This is a genomic window from Pontibacillus yanchengensis, from assembly GCF_009856295.1.
Taxonomy (GTDB): Bacteria; Bacillota; Bacilli; order Bacillales; family BH030062; genus Pontibacillus; species Pontibacillus yanchengensis_A.
Genome location: NZ_WMEU01000001.1, coordinates 986372 through 1003767, shown reverse-complemented (window position 1 = coordinate 1003767; position 17396 = coordinate 986372). Strand labels below are relative to the sequence as shown.

Here is a 17396-nt window from a genome sequence, read left to right as displayed (position 1 = left end):
TAGGTATGAAGTAAAAGCATTTTCTATATTTGAAATGAAGATAGAGTCTAATCCTCTGTTATTTTAGTTAATTTTAATTATTTGAAAAAAGAAGATTATTATATTATTGAATATAAAATCACTAACGTGAAGAAACAAGAAGAAATCGTGACTATGACTCGCGATTTCTTTATTATCATTCTACTGATGAAATGGACCAACGTATTCAGCTGAAGGCCTGAAGATCGTGTTATCTTCTAATTGTTCCATGACATGCGCGGTCCAGCCTACCATGCGGCTTGCTGTAAAAGTTGCAGTAAAGAGGTTTGTTGGAATGGTTAGTTCTCGTAAAATCGCCGCTGCATAAAACTCGACATTCGTATAAAGGTTGCGTCCAGGTTTTAGCTCCTCTAATACTTGTATAGCTGCTTCCTCCACTTTCAATGCAAGGTCAAACCAATCGTCTTCTTGCTTTTGTTGTTGGAGGATTTTTTTGATGGCTTGCGCTCTAGGGTCCCATGTTTTATACACTCGATGTCCAAATCCCATTAACTTCTCTCCATTTTGGACTTTTTCTCGAATACACTCCTGAATATCTCCGTGTTGTACTGTCTCGTTTAATAGCTCAATGACACCAGATGGAGCCCCACCATGTAAAGGTCCCTTCATAGTTCCTATAGCTGATGTGATTGCAGAAGCGATGTCTGATTCCGTAGAAGCAGTAACTCGAGCTGAAAATGTAGAGGCATTTAATCCATGTTCCATAGTTAAAATCATATAGGTTTCCAAAGCTTGAACATAAGCTGGAGATGGTTCTTTTCCAGTAATCATATAAAGGTAATAGGCAACGTGATCTAAGTCAGAGCGTTCTTCTGGAAAATCGAAATCCTGTTGGAGCGATTGTCTATAAGCAATAATGGCAGGCGTTAATGAAGTAAGCGTGATGGCATCGATGATGGTGGCTTGGTTTTCATCGGTTAGTTCCAAGGATGATAATGCTGTTCTCAATACACTGAGCATGTCATGACTCTGTGGGACGGATGCTATGATGCTTTTCATATTGTCTGGAAGCTGCCGGGATGCTTGAAATTGTTTCTTTAATTCTATTAATTGTTCTTGGTTGGGTAAGGTACCGTACCATAGTAAATAGGCTACTTCTTCAAAGCTATGTGTTTGAGCTAATTCGGGAGCGGCATACCCACGATAGATTAACCTTCCTTGTTCTCCATCAATAAAGCTAATTTTCGTTTCTGTACATGTAATTCCTTTTAATCCTCTCGCAATCATTTGGTTACCTCCTTGAATTGTTGCTACTATTAAGTATAAATTGTATGGTTAATTTAGAAAATTAAATAAATTAAATGGCAGTGATTAATAATTTTAAAGAATGAGGTGGGGTAATGGAATTATCATGGTTGAATACCTTTATCACAGTGGAAAGGGAAAAGAGTTTTCGAAAAGCTGCTGACGTATTATTTGTTTCGCAACCAACGGTAACTGTCCATATTAAATCTATCGAAAAAGAACTAGGAGTCAGTCTGTTCGAGCGGAATAATCGGTTCGTGAAACTTACTGAAGAGGGGAGGAGGTTCTTGAGGCATGCCCAGAGAGTACTAGCAGTCCATCAAGAGGGAATGGAAGATATGCATTCCTTTACGCAAGGGTATAGACATAAACTAAGCTTAGCCATATCCCCATCCATTGCAGACACAATCATGCCAACTGTGTTGAAAGGGTATCTGAAAAGGAATCCAGAAGTTGAGATTAATGTAGATATTCGAGAATCGGTAGAGATTGAAGAAGCAGTTGGAAACGAAGAAGTAGATATTGGGTTCTCTTTGCTTCCTAGTCATAATAATGATGTCATTTGTTATGAACTGTATGAAGATGAGATTATTTTTTGTGTCCCGCATGATGGATATGATGATGAATCAGCACCGCTAAACTACCCTGAGACGTTTTTGCAGCAACATTATTTGTTCACACACAATTACCCAGGTGTATGGGATTCATTGCATCAGAAAATAAAATCAAACTTTCCTCAATCTAAATCCATGAAAGTATCCCAAGTCCACATTACCAAGCGATTTATAGCAAGTGGACTCGGTGTATCCTTCTTACCGAAATCGGCAGTTAGAAGAGAACTGCTAGAAGGAAGAATTTTAGAAGTGCCCTTTCCGGAAATCTCTTTACCGAATGTACATACCTATGCTCTGACAAAGTACAATCATACGCTGGAAAATGACTTCATTGATTTTGTTTCTAATCATCAGTTTAAGTGACCATAAAACAGGAATAAGAACTCCTTATGCCACCGTGGTGGCACCCCTGAAATCACATGAACTGCGTCGCTTCTTTCACTTCATATTTCTTTAGTTTATTATAAAAAGATGACCGACTCATGCCTAATAACTTAGCGGCCTTCGTCCGATTCCCACCTGCATTCTTCAAGGCTTGGATCAGCATGTTTTTCTCTGTTTCTTGGAGTTTCTTTTCACGGTCTAACCTTTCATTAGGAGGTTTGTGTGTATCAGAAGCTTCAGGATCTCTACTTTTCTCAAGAACGATGTGTTCTGGGTCAATCCATTTCGATGTAGAAAAGTGATAGGCCCGTTCTAGTACATTTTCGAGCTGACGGACGTTTCCTGGCCATTCATAATCTAGAAGTTTTTCTAGGTGCTCTTGTGATATGCCGATGACATCGCGATTCGTTTTTGTATTAAATTTCTTGATAAAGTGATCGCATAATAATTGAATATCCTCCTGCCTTTCTGAGAGAGGTGGGATATGGAGCTGAATCACATTGATACGATAGTAGAGGTCTTCACGAAATGTACCTTCAGCGATGAGCTTCGCTGGGTCTTGGTTAGTTGCGGCTATGATTCGAGTATCCACCTTAATCGTTTCGGTTCCACCAACTCGTTCAAACTCTTTTTCTTGAAGAATGCGGAGCAGCTTGGCCTGGAGCGTCATAGGCATGTCACCAATTTCATCTAGAAAAAGCGTTCCCTCGTGAGCAAGTTCGAATTTTCCTGGTTTGCCGCCTTTCTTTGCTCCTGTAAATGCGCCATCTGAATATCCGAAAATCTCAGATTCTAGTAGTTCCTCTGGAATGGCTGCACAATTGATTTTAATGAATTTCCCAGTTCTTCCGGAAGCACTGTGAATGCCATCTGCGATTAATTCCTTCCCTGTACCACTTTTTCCTGTGATTAAAATATTGGAGAAAGACCTGGCTGCAATTAGTGCTTTTTGTTTGAGTTCTTCCATGCTGGAGCTTTTCGAGACAATGTGGGCAAACGGACCAGCGTGTTGCCCCATGGCTGTGAAGCTTTCCTTATAGTAAGTCAGTTCGTGTTCTAGTTTTTCCAAATGGGAGAGAAGGTCTTTCCATACATCCAGTTGCTTACTAATAAGTTTAATAATGGTGCCGACTTGTTGTTCATCTTGATAAATGGGTGTTTGCGTTAGGATGGCTTTTTTTCCTTGAATCGTAATAAGCTCGCCCACAATTTTTTCAGAATGGATGGTGTGTTTATGGTTGGTTAGTTCAGGTGCGACCGTATCAATGGAAGTACCCAGAATAGAAGAACTGTTAGAAATGCCAATGAGGGAAAGAAATTCTTTGTTTGCTTTCGTGATATTTCGTTCATTGTCAATCATGACAACGCCGTCATAGGCAACTTCGAGTGCATTATCGAGCATGTTTTCTAATTTCTTCGTCGTTTCGAGCTCATCGGCTATGTATTCAAAGTCGGTAATATCTTTTAATACAACCATGGCTCCTGTAATTGTGTCCCATTCTTTTAAAGGAATGAAGGAAGCAATTAGAGTGTTATCACCAATGCTCAATCGCTTATGCTTAATAATTTCTTTTGTGCGTATAACTGCACGTAAGTTTGCAGCAATTTGTGGGAATGTTTGGGTGATGGGTTGGCCTGTTAGTTCAGATTTTGTTTTGTGTAAGATAGTTAGAGCTGAAGTGTTATAAGAAGTTACGTGGAGGTGGGTATCCACAGATAAAACAGATTCCTGAAGGTTATTCATAAGGGTTTGCAATCGATTCACTAAGTTTTGCCGTTCGGAAATAAAGCCTTTAATTAATTCGGATTTTGATATGATTCCAACCACATCCTCGTATTTATTCAACACGACGGCATGGCCGATATTTTCTTTTACTAATAAATCCTTCGCATAATACACACTTTCCTCTTCTAAAAGGGTGACTACGTCTCGCTTTATACAATGAATGATATTTGCCTCAAGGTTCGCATGATCAAGCAACCATCGATACAAGGAATATTTGGTTACAATACCGATTAACTTTTTCTCTTCTACGACACAAGCAATATCCTGGCGGTAATCTAAAAAGGACTGCAATACTTCACGAACGGTAGCGTCTTGATGAATGGTAATGAAATTATAGGTTACTAGATGTTTCGTTTTCATCCCAATCCCCCAGTACTTTTTCTTTCAGTATATACAAGGATTGTCCAATTCTCAACATAATTGTAAGAATTTTCGTACGAATGTGCGGAGTATTGGACAGTTGTTTATGTATTACTTCTATTTTTATAGACACCGTAGCTTTAATCACATAAGGCTTACATATATGCTACCTCTTTTAATGAACTTGGCATGGCTTTTGCATATAAGCATCGTGAGGACTAATAAAGGGGTGACGTTACATGCGTGAAGACCAACATCTTTATTTGAGTGAAAAGGAACGCATTTTAAAAGGTGGCAAAGAAAAGTACCATCAACATAATGAAAGCAAAGGCAAGATGTTCGTGCGCGATCGACTCGCCAAGATTTTCGATGAGGGATCGATTGTGGAGGACGGAATGTTTGCAAACTCAGAAAACCCTGATTTACCAGCTGATGCATGCCTTACTGGTATTGGGGAGATCGATGGAAGAACGGTATGTTTTTTAGCTGCCGATTCTACAGTGAAGGCAGGGTCTTGGGGACCGAAATCAGTAGAAAAGAATATTCGCATTCAGGAAAAGGCGATGGATTTACAAGTGCCAATCCTATACTTAATTGATTCAGCTGGAGCAAGGATTACCGAACAATTAGAGGTGTTCCCAGGAAGAAGGCATGGAGGGAAAGTATTTTACAATGAAATACAAATGTCTGGTTCCGTACCACAAATTTGTATCTTATTTGGACCGTCGCCTGCAGGGGCAGCTTATGTTCCAGCTTTCTCGGATTTAGTAATTATGGTGGATCAAAATGCTTCTGCTTACTTAGGTTCTCCGCGTATGGTCGAGATGGCAATTGGGGAAAAGACGACAATGGATAAAATGGGCGGAGCGAAAATGCACTGTTCGGTCAGTGGCCTTGGTGATGTGTTGGCGGAATCGGAACAGGAAGCGATAGATGCCTGTAAAACCTATTTACGCCTCATGCCACAAAACTGGTCGGAAAAGCCTGAGGTGACTGAATCAAATCCTCCTGTGGAAGGCCGGAAAATCGAAGAAATCGTACCGGAGAACGGTAACAGTGCGTTTGATATGTATGAACTGATTGATCAAGTAATCGACGAAGGAACGTGGTTTGAATATAAGAAGCTATTTGCTCCAGAGCTCATCACTGGCTTTTGCCGATTGGATGGAAAGGTAACTGGCGTGATTGCCAATCAGCCAAAGGTAAAGGGTGGTACGCTGTTTGTTGATTCACCCGATAAGGCAGCACGGTTTATTAAAATTTGTAATGCCTATAACATTCCGCTTTTGTTTTTATCCGATATTCCAGGCTACATGATTGGCTCTAAAGTGGAGCAAAGCGGGATCATTCGTCATGGAGCGAAAATGATTTCCGCTCTTTCAGAAGCAACTGTGCCTAAAATTTCTGTCGTCGTTCGGAAGTGTTACGGGGCAGGTCTTTATGCGATGGCAGGTCCTGCGTTTGGTACGGATGCTGTGTTGGCTCTTCCAAGTGCATCGATTGCAGTGATGGGTCCTCAGGCTGCTGTAAACGCTGTGTATTTTAACAAAATTCAGGAGCTTCCTGAAGAGGAGCGGCAAGCATTCGTAGAGCAAAAGCGTCAGGAATACTCCGAAAACGTGAATATCCATAAGCTTGGGTCCGAACTCATCATCGATGAAATTATCGATTTTGACGACATAAGAACAGAGATAACTCGTCGATTCAAACTGTATGCATCGAAGAAAGTAACGACGCCGCAAAAACGGAATGCCATCCATCCAGTGTAAGAAAGGAGTGAACGTAATGGAATTTGAAACAATTTTGTATGAAGTGAAGGAGCAGGTTGCCACGATTACATTGAACTTACCTGAGTCACGCAACCCGTTAACAGAACAATTGGTTGCGGAGCTCATGCAAGCAATCAAAACGGCAGATGCCGATAACGGGGTTCATGTCATGATTGTTACCGGCGCAGGGAAAGCATTCTCGGCTGGGGGGAACTTGAATGAGTTCAAGCAAAATATGGAAAAAGATGTTCCGCAATTATACGTAGAGGGGAAAGAAAGCACGGAATTATTCAAGCTTGGCGCGACGGTCAAAACCCCAATAATAGCGGCAGTGAATGGTGCGGCATTGGGTGGTGGAACAGGTCTCGTGGCGATGTGCCATATTGCGATTGCCTCCTCTGAAGCGAAACTCGGCCTCACCGAACTGAGGCTTGGGATTGTCCCGTTTGTGATATTGCCGTGGGTTCGACAAGCAGTGGGGAATCGTAGAGTGCTAGAGATGATGTTAAAGGCAGAGATTTTATCAGCTGAACAGGCTGCTGAATACAACCTTGTTCATGAGGTCGTCCCACCTGAGCAACTAGAAGAAAAAGCATGGGAAACAGCCAAGACCATTGCGTCTCATAGCCCTTTAGCGGTGAACCTTGCTTTAGATGCGTATTTTACAACAGAGGATATGGATTTTATGAAATCCTTCGATTACTTGACTAACTTACGTCTCGTATCGTTTAAGAGTGACGATTTGAAGGAAGGAGCTTCTGCGTTTTTGGAAAAAAGACCTCCTGTATGGAAGGGGAAATAATCGAAAAGGAGTGAGCATGTGCGACCGATACGAATAGGAGCAGCGCAAGGGTTCTATGGGGACACGATTGAACCGGCTGTGGCTACCGCCAAGGCTGGAAATGTCGATTATTTATGCTTTGACTGTCTCGCAGAACTGACGATGGCCATTTTGCGAAAAGATCAACTGAAAGATGAGAACTTAGGCTACACTCGGGATATTACAGGGGCGATGAAGGCTTTGTTGCCCTATGTGAAGGAAAAAGGGATTAAGCTACTGACCAATGCTGGAGGGTTGAATCCAGTTGGAGCACAGCAGGAAGTGCTACGGGTTGCGCAGGAGTTAGGCATTACCGATTTGAAAGTAGCTGTCGTAAAGGGAGATAACATTTTCGAAGATATGGAGGAGTTGATGGACTCTGGCATTTCCTTTGATCACTGGGAAACGAATGAATCGATTTCTACCATTAAAGATAAGCTGCTATTTGCCAATGCATATATAGGGGCCCAACCGATTGTCGAAGCGCTACGACAGGAAGCCGATATCGTCATTACAGGGCGAACTACCGACACGGCTCAGTTCCTCGCCCCTCTTTTATACGAATTCAACTGGGAACAAGACGATTGGAATCGATTGGCAAGTGGGGTGTTCATGGGGCATTTACTAGAGTGCTCAGCTCAATCAACCGGTGGTAATTTTAGTGGAGACTGGCAGGATATCGAAGCTATGGATCAAATCGGCTATCCCATTGCAACGTGCGAACCTTCTGGAGATTTTGTTGTCAGCAAGGTAGAAGGTAGTGGCGGTCTTGTGTCACCAGAAACGATTCAGGAGCAAATGCTATATGAAATTCATGACCCGTCAGCCTATGTTACACCAGATGTGGTCGTGGACATTACGAAGGTTCAATTCGAACAAGTACGAGATAACGAAGTGAAGGTTACAGGTGTTCATGGAAAGCCCAAGCCTGAGGAATTAAAGGTTGTGATGGGTTACGAAAATGGCTATATGGGGCAAGTCATCATCGGTTTCTCATGGCCAGATGCGCTAGCAAAGGCGAAGAAAGCAGACCAAATCATCCGACAAAAGTTAAAACGGCATTCACTCGACTATGAGGAACTCCAAACTGATTTTATGGGGTACAACTCACTGCATGGACCATTAGCGGAGCCTCCAGGTGAAGACATAAATGAAATTTACTTACGGATGGCCATTAAAACCGCTTCGAAACGAGAAGCGATGAAGTTTGCTAGACTGTTCCCTCCTCTCGCGTTGAATGGACCACCAAGTATGGGTGCTTATATTGGCAATATACCCCCAAGACAACTCGTTGGCATGTGGGCATCACTTATTCCTTGCGAGATTGTCGAGCGTAATGTAGACGTACATGTGCAGGAGGTGTTTGTGAATGCCTAACGTACAACTGAAGGAAATTGCCAGAGCCAGGTCAGGAGATAAAGGGAATACGGTCAATATTGGGTTAATTGCCAAAGATCAAGCGTGGTATGACACGCTCGTCCATCAGGTTACGAGTAAACGAGTAAGCGAACACTTTGATGGATTGGTAGAAGGCGAGGTTACCAGGTACGAGTTACCTAATATACATGCGCTCAACTTCGTCTGCACAGAAGCACTAGGTGGTGGAGGTTCTAGTTCGTTGCGATTAGACAATTTAGGGAAATGCTTTGCTTCTAATTTGCTGAGATTGGAAGTTAAGGTAGAAAAGAACAAAGTTGATTAATTTTGAAAGCGTTATCAAAGAAGGGGGGCAACATATACGTGAATCATACGGTTGTAGACTATGTGAATGCTGCTGTAACAACGCATCCTGATAAAGTGTTCTTATATCAAGGAGAAGAACAGATGATATTTAGAGAGATAGATGAGCAAAGTGATCGATTAGCTAGTGCTTTACTAGATATAGGTATTGAAAAAGGTGATCACTTGGCCATTAATGCATTAAATCAATTTGAATGGTTAGTATCCTTTTTTGCATCAGCCAAGTTAGGAGCCACCCTTGTCACGTTAAATGTTCGTTATCGAGATAGTGAAATCGAATATATGGTCAATAACGCAGAAGTGAAAGCCATCATCTCTATTGATTCGTTTGCTGGTTTTGATTATGTTGCTTTCTATCAAAACCTTCGGGATAAGCTCCCTACGGTCGAACACTATTTGTTTATAGGAGGCGGGGGTTTTGAAGGAAGCTATGACGTTGCAGATTTACTCCAAGTGGAGGTCAACAAAAAGCGACTGGAGCAAACAAAGCAGCAAGTAAAAGCAACTGATCCACTACTTATTATCTACACGTCCGGCACAACCGGGAAACCGAAAGGGTCTATGATTACACACAAAAGTATCCTAGCTTCCGCCATTGCCCAACGTGACCATTTTCATGTTGGTGAAGAGGATCTCGCAATAGGAGCGTTACCACTCAACCATGTGGGAGGAATTACGTGCACGGTGATGGTAGCCCTGGTTAGTCAAAGCAGTGTAACGCTTATTCCATTTTTCCAACCACAACAAGTTCTTCAAGCGATTCAAGAGTATAAGGCAACCATTCTAGGTGGCGTTCCAACGATGTATCTCATGCTCATGAATGAAAAAGATTTGGCTCATTATAATTTATCATCGCTGCGCTTGTGTATTGCAGGAGGATCTAATGTCGAGCCAAAGTTAGCGTTAACACTCTCTAAGCAATTGCCAAATGCGACGCTTGTAAATCTGTACGGTTTAAGCGAAACATCGGGTGCATGTGTCCTATCGAATTTACATGATTCTGTTGAAACGATATCCAACAGCATCGGTGTTGTGATTGGAGATTTTCAAGGCAAAGTCGTCGACACAGAAGGAAGGGAAGTCCCTAATGGAGACGTGGGGGAACTCGTTATTAAAGGAGATTGTGTAGCCCAGGGGTATTATCAAATGCCAAACGAGACAGCGGAGACTTTTTCCTCTGATGGGTGGCTTCAAACAGGAGACATGGTCACAAAAGATGCATCCAGTTATATCTCTTATAAAGGACGTAAGAAAGAAATGTATATCACAGGTGGCTTTAATGTGTTCCCGGTTGAAATTGAAAACATCCTTACCACCCATGACAAGGTACAACTTGCAGCAGGAATAGGTATTCCTGATGAATTCCTAGGGGAGGTGGGCCGTTTTTATATCGTGCCTGCAGCTGATACAAATCCTACAGAAGAAGAGCTGAGGGAATTTTGTCTCTCTCATGTATCGGATTACAAAATTCCAAAGGAGTTTATTTTTGTCAGTGATGTTCCCATGACGCCGGCAGGTAAAATACAAAAAGCTAAATTAAAGGAAAACGGGGCAACAAACCCTCAGAACTCATAAGGTGACTTGGAAAAAGGAGTGAATGGAATGACATATAGCCCCTATTTCACAGAGGAGCATGAGCAACTTCGCAAAACGATACGGAAGTTCGTTGAAAAGGAAGTGGCTCCTTATGTGGATGAATGGGAGGAGCGAGGGGAGTTTCCGCGTGACATTTTTAAGCGCATGGGCGACCTTGGGTTTCTTGGTACGAAATATCCGGAGGAAGTTGGCGGTCAGGGCTGGGATTATTTCGCTGGTATCGTCATGGCTGAAGAAATCGGCAAATGCGGTGCAGGTGGTTTTCCGATGGCGGTAGCAGTTCAAACCGATATGGCGACACCTCCTATTCTTCAATTTGGCACACCTGATCAGCATGAGCGCTTTTTAAAACCAGCATTACAAGGCGAAAAAATAGCTTCTATTGGTATCTCTGAACCTAATCATGGTTCGGATGTGGCATCGATTCAAACACGCGCTCGTCGTGATGGTGACGAGTGGGTGATCAATGGATCGAAAACGTACATCACCAATGGACCAAGAGCCGACTTTGTCACCCTCGTTACCCGTACGTCTGATGAACCTGGCTATAAAGGTATTAGCCTGTTTTTAGTCGAGTCCGATCGACCTGGTTTTTCCGTTAGTAAAAAGCTCGAAAAAGTAGGGATGCGTTCGTCGGATACAGCTGAACTTATCTTTGAAGATGTCCGAGTCCCACATGAAAATCTATTAGGCGAAGAAGGAAAAGGATTCGCGCAAATTATGTGGCAGCTTCAGGGCGAGCGAATGGTTGGGGCTGCTGGAGCAATCGGAATGGCGGAATACGCTTATGAACTCGCGCGGGAGTATGCGAAGACAAGAGAGGCTTTTGAAACGTCCATCAACAATTTCCAAGTTATCTCCCATCTGCTCGTTGATATGAAAACGGAAATTGAGATTTGCAAGGAGTTAACCTATGCTACAGCCTATCGATTCGCTCGCGGAGAAATCCCAAGTAAAGAGATTTCAATGGCGAAAATGTCCGCAGCCAAAACAGCCTTTTGGGTAGCTGATCGCGCCATTCAAGTCTTTGGGGGAAGTGGTTATATGATGGAAAATCCGGTCCAACGCATTTGGCGAGATAGTCGCGTGTATCGAATTGGCGGAGGGACGGATGAAGTCATGAAGGAGATTATCTCGAAGCAAATCGATCTATAACAGGGAGGTGATGGGATGAGTTCGCATTGGATTTTTACAGAAGAGCATCAAGAATTTCGAAAAACGTTGAAAAAATACGTGGAGCAAGAAATCAAGCCTTTTGTCCGGCAATGGGAAGAGCAAGGCGAAATTCCAAGAAGCCTTTTCAAGCAAATGAGCGAGTTAGGTTATTTAGGAATTAAGGTGCCAGAGGCTTATGGTGGAGTAGGCTTAGATTGTATTACGGAAGCGGTGTTAGTTGAAGAACTGGCCAAGTGCGGCTCTGCTGGAGTAGGTGCGTCTGTTGGAGCGCACTTAGGTATTGCGATGACACCGATTTTAAACTTCGGGAATGAAGCGCAAAAGAACACCTATGTACGGGATGCTGTTAACGGGGACAGTATTGCTGCTCTAGGGATAACAGAGCCGAATACTGGCAGTGATGTATCTTCCATCAAAACAACAGCTGTAAAGGAAGCGAATCATTACAGAATTAATGGCTCGAAAACCTTCATTACAAATGGCGCCAATGCCGACTATGTCGTCGTTGCAGCCAAAACGGCGAAAGAACCGAAGCATAAAAATATTAGCCTGTTTATTGTAGAAGCGAGGGACGAAGGGTTCAGCACCGGGAATAAACTAAACAAACTCGGATGGCGTAGTTCGGATACGGCAGATTTGTTTTTTGACAATGTCGTGATACCTGAGGATCGTCTCATAGGTGAAGAGCATAAAGGGTTCTACTATATTATGAAAAACTTCCAATGGGAGCGCATTATGCTGTCGTTGGCCTGTGTCGCACAAGCCGAGCTAGCGCTAGAAGACACGAAACGATACACGAAGGAGCGCGAACAATTCGGTAAACCCCTGGCCGAATTCCAGGTAGTCCGTCATAAACTCGTCGATATGGCGGTGGATATTGAAAAAGCTCGCCACATCACGTATCGAGCGCTTTATCTGTATGACCAGGGAGAGGATGCGAGCACAGAAGCAACGATGGCCAAGGCATATGCTGGCGAGATGGTGAACCGGGTTACAGATGAAGCGGTCCAACTTCACGGTGGTGCAGGTTATATGATGGAGTACGACGTCCAGCGCTACTGGCGCGATGCGAGAATTCAATCGATTGGGGGCGGGACAACGCAAATTATGAACGAGATTTTGGCGAAGCGGCTTAAGGTAGTGGAATGAGTGGGGAGCGTAGGGGACTGGCGCTGATATAAAAAGGATATCGCGGATATAGGAACATTCTCGCTGATATATGAAAAAAATCGCTGATAAAGTACCTCTACTCGCTGATATCTTTTAAACCATATCAAAACCTCCTCCATAAACAATAAACATAAAGGAGCTGGATTCATGTTAGTGAATGAGATGAACCGTGTTGCGATTGGGGATATGGTCAGAAGGACGGCAGGTCGTGTTCCGAATAAAGCTGCATTTGTTGATGGGGATGTGGAACTGAACTACAAGCAATTGGATGAAAAGACGAATCAGTTTGCTCACTATCTATTGAACAATGGATATCAAAAAGGGGACTGTATCGCGACCATAGCGGGCAATTCCTATGAGCACGCCATTGCATTTTTTGGCCTTGCTAAAGCAGGCATGACCTGGGTGCCAATCAACCCAGGCATTTCGCTAGCTGAGAAGCAATACATCCTAGAAGAAGTGGAAGCCACGACCATCTTAGGAGACCCTGCTTTTTTATTCAACAATCTGGAGGATTTTAAGCACTACTCGCTATATGTATTTGGCGATGAGGCACCAAAGGCTGGAACTTCGTTCATAAGTACGTTGGAGAATCAATCCACAGAAGAGCCAGAAGTTGATATCCAGGACCGCGATATAGCACAAATCATGTTCACGAGTGGTACCACAGGCAACCCAAAAGGCGTCATGATTAGCCATCAGAGTGTATTTATCGCAAGCCTTGCCAACATTATCGAAATCGACATTAAGCCTCACACAAAAGCAACCATCATGATGCCGATGTTCCACTGTGCGCAGCACACCTTCTTAGCCTCCTTCGTTCATATCGGTGCAACCTGTGTTGTCATTAAAGGCTTTGAACCAGCATCGCTCATGCAAACGGTACAGGACGAAAGCATATCCCTTATGTTCGCGCTACCTATCATGTATAAAGCAATCCTTTTTCATCCGAATCGAGAACAATATGATCTATCAAGTCTTGATACATGTGTATATGCCATGGCTCCAATGGACCGTAGCACGCTTGAAAAAGGTATTAAAGAGTTCGGAGCAAAATTTGCACTAGGAACCGGACAAACAGAAATGTATCCAGCAACAATGGTATTCAAGCCTGAAGAGCAGTTGCGACGCTTCGGCTCCTACTGGGGAACGAGTAGCTTAATTAACGATACAGCAATCATGGATGATGAGGGCAACATTCTGCCAGATGGCCAGGTCGGAGAAATCGTCCACAGGGGACCGAATGTGATGAGCGGCTACTTAAATAATGACGAAGCAAGTGAACAAACGCGGGAATTCAACTGGCACCACACTGGGGATCTTGGCTATTGGGATGAAGACGGGCAGATGGTCTTTGTCGATCGGAAAAAAGATATCATCAAAACAGGTGGGGAGAATGTAGCATCCATCAAGGTAGAGCAAACCATCCTCAACCATCCGAGTGTAGGGAATGCAGTTGTCGTTGGTCTGCCACATGAACGCTGGAGTGAAGCAGTTACCGCTTTTGTCGTGCCTGCAGAAGGGAAGGAACTGACAAAAGAAGAGGTTATCTCGTACTGTAAGGAGCATCTTGGTGCGTTTCAGGTACCAAAAGATGTTCTAATCGTTGACGAATTGCCAATGACGACCACTGGGAAAATTCAAAAGCATCGCGTACGCACGCAATTCCAGTCTCATTATATGCAAGGTAATCCGATGGAGCGGAATTAACCACATAGAAAGGAGGAAGAAATCGTGGATAAAGGAATTGGCTCCTGGTTAACGGTTCATCGTGACCAATCCCCGCATAAGGTTGCATTGATTTCAGGTGAACGTGAGCTGACGTATAAGCAATTGAATAGTAGAGTCAATAAACTAGCCAACAGCTTCTTGAAACTCGGGGTAAGGAAAGGGGATCGCATCAATGTACTCCTGTTCAACTCGATTGAACTGATGGAAACCCTATTCGCTTGTGCGAAAATCGGCGCTATTTTTGTTCCAATCAATTACAGATTAAGTGTAGAGGAAGTCGAATATATCGTCCGTGATTCGGGGGCTCACTACTTGATTTATGAGGAACGAACGAGTCAAATCATATATGGATTACGTGAGCGAGTGAATGAGATGAACCATTACATTTATGTGGGAGAAGCCACGGATTATACCGACCTCACCTACGAACATCTCATCAATCAATCGAGGGACAATGAGCCAGGTTTTGAACTGGAAGAACATGACCTGCACATGATGATGTACACGTCAGGCACTACAGGCAAACCAAAAGGAGCCATGCTGACCCATGGCAATACCCTTTGGAATGCTATCAATGTCTTGCATGGCTTGAACCTGTCCAAAGATGACATCACGCTAACCGTCGCCCCTTTATTCCATATTGGAGGCATGAATATTTTAACGACGCCACTATTGTACATCGGTGGCACGGTCGTTTTGCAAGATGTATTCCAGCCTCACAACGTACTGGAAGAAATTCAATCTCGGCGTGTTACAACGCTATTTCTCGTGCCAGCCATGTGGATGGCTCTTATCAACTCATCTTCCTTTGACCAATACGACATCTCCTCCATGAAGATGAATATTTCAGGTGGAGCACCATGCCCTATCACCATCATTGAATTTTTCCAACAACAGAACATCCCCTTTTACGAGGGATTTGGCTTAACGGAAACAGCACCATTTGTATCCCTGCTTGATAAAGAAAATGCCCATCGAAAGAATGGTTCCGTTGGCAAACATCCAATGCATACGAGGGTACGTATCGTTGATGAACAGGACAGGGATGTGGAAGCTAATCAAGTTGGGGAATTGGCCGTAAAGGGACCTAATGTGTTTGCTGGTTACTGGAACAAGCCTGAAGAAACGAAGCAAGTCATGAAGGAAGGCTGGTTTCATACCGGCGACTTAGCAAAAGTGGATGAGGAAGGCTTTGTGTATATCGTTGATCGCAAAAAGGACATGGTCGTAAGCGGTGGCGAAAACATCTATCCGATTGAACTGGAGCAGGTGATGTACACCCATCCAAATATCCAAGAGGTAGCGGTTGTAGGGATTCCAGATGAACAGTGGGGCGAGGTGCCGAAAGCCTATATTGTCTTGAAGAACGATCAACATTCACTTTCACTGGAGTCGATAAAGGCATTTTGTCAGCCGAAGCTAGCAGGATTCAAGCTTCCGAAACAGGCAGAGTTTCTAGATGCACTGCCACGGAACGCGACTGGCAAAATTTTAAAGACACACTTACGGAAAGCACATAGTGTTAACAGGTAGAGGAGGAGAAAGAATGTTTACCAAATACTTTGACCAGTTTCAAATAGGCGATACGTGGACGTCAAAAGGAAGAACCATCACGGAAGCGGATTTAGTCAATTTTTCTGCATTGAGTGGAGATTGGTTCCCACTCCACACGGATATAGAATATGCCAAAGAGACGCCGTTCAAGCAACGAGTCGCACATGGCGCACTAATTCTATCTATTAGTACGGGTTTAATAGACTTAGAGCCTGGAAAAGTAGTAGCGTTTTACGGTATTGATAAACTCCGGTTCATTCGACCAACGTTTATCCATCACACCATTCATGTAGAGCTGGAAGTAGTTGATTTGGACGAAAAAGACACAACAGGTGTCGTTACCGTTCGGGAGAAAATCGTCAATCAGGAAGGAGAAACGGCTGTAGATGGCGTATTAAAGTTGTTAGTGAATAAGGAATAAGGAAGGAGATTTACCATTGAAAACCAAGCTCCCGGAATCTATTGCTCAAAACCTATCATTACCTGTAATTTCAGCACCAATGTTTCTCGTATCTAGTCCAGCACTTGTCATTGAAAGCTGTAAAGCAGGTGTTATTGGTTCATTTCCTACACTAAATGCGCGTACTGAAGCGGATTTTGAACAATGGATGGATCAAATTACAACCGAATTAGCGGAAGCGAAAGAAGCCAATCCCTCACGAAAAATCGCACCATGGGCCGTTAACCTCATCGTCCATCGTACCAATAAACGTTATGAAACCGATCTAGAACTCATTCAGAAATACCAGCCACCTATCGTCATCACATCACTAGGTAACCCATCAGCAGTTGTCGAAATCGTTCATCAATACGGAGGACTAGTATTCTCCGATGTAGCAACCATACCACATGCGAAAAAAGCAGCATCAACTGGTGTAGACGGACTCATCCTTGTTGCTTCAGGTGCAGGAGGCCATGCTGGACCAATAAACAGCTTTGCCTTTGCTGGAGCGGTACGCGAATTCTGGGATGGCATTACGATTCTAGCCGGCTGCATCTCAAGTGGAAGAGACGTTCTTGCCACACAAGCACTTGGCATGGATATGGCTTACATCGGAACAAAATTCATCTCTGCCAAAGAAAGCATGGCCTCCGATGACTACAAAAATATGCTCGTCCAATCAACCGTCGAAGACCTCATCAACACCGACGCCTTCACCGGCGTACACGCCAACTACTTAAAAGAAAGCATCACCAAAGCTGGCATCAACATCGACGACCTAAAAAGCAAAGGCTCCGCCGACCTATCCAAACTCAACCAAAGTGACTCGAAAGCATGGAAGGATATTTGGTCCGCAGGGCAGGGAGTGGATCAAGTGCATGAGGTGGAGAGTGTGGAGGAGATTGTGGAAGGGTTGGAGAAGGAATATAGTGAGGCGTTGCAGGGGTTTGTGGGAGTGGGTAACATCTAA

Annotated in this window: 14 protein-coding genes; 12 read left to right on the top strand and 2 right to left on the bottom strand. The window is 43.6% G+C overall.

Features of this window, described 5'->3' with window-relative positions; all coding sequences use genetic code 11:
* Positions 1-180: 180 nt before the first annotated feature.
* On the bottom strand, positions 181-1266 hold the full coding sequence (locus GLW08_RS04845) for a citrate synthase/methylcitrate synthase (RefSeq protein WP_160847410.1): 1086 nt from the start codon (positions 1264-1266) through the stop codon (positions 181-183).
* A 113-nt stretch (positions 1267-1379) separates the two neighbouring features.
* Here GLW08_RS04845 and GLW08_RS04840 point away from each other — a divergent pair, with 113 nt between their 5' ends.
* Complete coding sequence (locus GLW08_RS04840) at positions 1380-2261, top strand: LysR family transcriptional regulator (protein ID WP_160847409.1); 882 nt, start codon at positions 1380-1382, stop codon at positions 2259-2261.
* A gap of 52 nt (positions 2262-2313) precedes the next feature.
* Here GLW08_RS04840 and GLW08_RS04835 read toward each other — a convergent pair whose 3' ends face one another.
* On the bottom strand, positions 2314-4428 hold the full coding sequence (locus tag GLW08_RS04835) for a sigma-54-dependent Fis family transcriptional regulator (RefSeq protein WP_160847408.1): 2115 nt from the start codon (positions 4426-4428) through the stop codon (positions 2314-2316).
* A gap of 239 nt (positions 4429-4667) precedes the next feature.
* Here GLW08_RS04835 and GLW08_RS04830 point away from each other — a divergent pair, with 239 nt between their 5' ends.
* From GLW08_RS04830 to GLW08_RS04780, 11 genes are all read left to right on the top strand, one after another.
* Complete coding sequence (locus GLW08_RS04830) at positions 4668-6197, top strand: acyl-CoA carboxylase subunit beta (RefSeq protein ID WP_160847407.1); 1530 nt, start codon at positions 4668-4670, stop codon at positions 6195-6197.
* Between the two features lie 16 nt (positions 6198-6213).
* Positions 6214-6999: an enoyl-CoA hydratase/isomerase family protein gene (locus GLW08_RS04825; protein ID WP_160847406.1), complete on the top strand. Its 786-nt coding sequence runs from the start codon at positions 6214-6216 to the stop codon at positions 6997-6999.
* A gap of 18 nt (positions 7000-7017) precedes the next feature.
* Positions 7018-8394, top strand: a complete 1377-nt coding sequence (locus GLW08_RS04820) for an acyclic terpene utilization AtuA family protein (RefSeq protein WP_160847405.1) — start codon at positions 7018-7020, stop codon at positions 8392-8394.
* Complete coding sequence (locus tag GLW08_RS04815) at positions 8387-8719, top strand: AtuA-related protein (protein WP_160847404.1); 333 nt, start codon at positions 8387-8389, stop codon at positions 8717-8719. Before GLW08_RS04820 ends, GLW08_RS04815 begins: the two co-directional genes overlap by 8 nt.
* A gap of 38 nt (positions 8720-8757) precedes the next feature.
* Complete coding sequence (locus GLW08_RS04810) at positions 8758-10332, top strand: AMP-binding protein (RefSeq protein ID WP_160847403.1); 1575 nt, start codon at positions 8758-8760, stop codon at positions 10330-10332.
* Between the two features lie 27 nt (positions 10333-10359).
* Positions 10360-11508 (top strand): acyl-CoA dehydrogenase family protein, encoded by a 1149-nt coding sequence (locus GLW08_RS04805; protein WP_160847402.1) that lies wholly within the window; start codon positions 10360-10362, stop codon positions 11506-11508.
* A gap of 15 nt (positions 11509-11523) precedes the next feature.
* On the top strand, positions 11524-12678 hold the full coding sequence (locus tag GLW08_RS04800; RefSeq protein ID WP_160847401.1) for an acyl-CoA dehydrogenase family protein: 1155 nt from the start codon (positions 11524-11526) through the stop codon (positions 12676-12678).
* Positions 12679-12846: 168 nt separating this feature from the next.
* The gene (locus GLW08_RS04795; RefSeq protein WP_160847400.1) at positions 12847-14409 is read left to right on the top strand and encodes an AMP-binding protein; all 1563 of its coding nucleotides are present in this window, start codon (positions 12847-12849) and stop codon (positions 14407-14409) included.
* A gap of 24 nt (positions 14410-14433) precedes the next feature.
* Positions 14434-15963: an o-succinylbenzoate--CoA ligase gene (menE, locus tag GLW08_RS04790; protein WP_160847399.1), complete on the top strand. Its 1530-nt coding sequence runs from the start codon at positions 14434-14436 to the stop codon at positions 15961-15963.
* Between the two features lie 13 nt (positions 15964-15976).
* A complete protein-coding gene (locus GLW08_RS04785; RefSeq protein ID WP_160847398.1) occupies positions 15977-16405 on the top strand; it encodes a MaoC/PaaZ C-terminal domain-containing protein in 429 nt (142 codons plus the stop codon).
* Between the two features lie 16 nt (positions 16406-16421).
* Positions 16422-17396, top strand: coding sequence for an NAD(P)H-dependent flavin oxidoreductase (locus GLW08_RS04780; RefSeq protein WP_272917050.1), 975 nt, complete (start codon positions 16422-16424; stop codon positions 17394-17396).

What these genes read in the sequence shown, in the direction of transcription:
- GLW08_RS04800 (WP_160847401.1), top strand. Translation starts at nt 11,524, where the DNA reads ATGAGTTCGCATTGGATTTTTACAGAAGAGCATCAAGAATTTCGAAAA.
- GLW08_RS04785 (WP_160847398.1), top strand. Translation starts at nt 15,977, where the DNA reads ATGTTTACCAAATACTTTGACCAGTTTCAAATAGGCGATACGTGGACG.
- GLW08_RS04830 (WP_160847407.1), top strand. Translation starts at nt 4,668, where the DNA reads ATGCGTGAAGACCAACATCTTTATTTGAGTGAAAAGGAACGCATTTTA.
- GLW08_RS04845 (WP_160847410.1), bottom strand. Translation starts at nt 1,266, where the DNA reads ATGATTGCGAGAGGATTAAAAGGAATTACATGTACAGAAACGAAAATT.
- GLW08_RS04815 (WP_160847404.1), top strand. Translation starts at nt 8,387, where the DNA reads ATGCCTAACGTACAACTGAAGGAAATTGCCAGAGCCAGGTCAGGAGAT.
- GLW08_RS04835 (WP_160847408.1), bottom strand. Translation starts at nt 4,428, where the DNA reads ATGAAAACGAAACATCTAGTAACCTATAATTTCATTACCATTCATCAA.
- GLW08_RS04840 (WP_160847409.1), top strand. Translation starts at nt 1,380, where the DNA reads ATGGAATTATCATGGTTGAATACCTTTATCACAGTGGAAAGGGAAAAG.
- GLW08_RS04795 (WP_160847400.1), top strand. Translation starts at nt 12,847, where the DNA reads ATGTTAGTGAATGAGATGAACCGTGTTGCGATTGGGGATATGGTCAGA.
- GLW08_RS04805 (WP_160847402.1), top strand. Translation starts at nt 10,360, where the DNA reads ATGACATATAGCCCCTATTTCACAGAGGAGCATGAGCAACTTCGCAAA.
- GLW08_RS04825 (WP_160847406.1), top strand. Translation starts at nt 6,214, where the DNA reads ATGGAATTTGAAACAATTTTGTATGAAGTGAAGGAGCAGGTTGCCACG.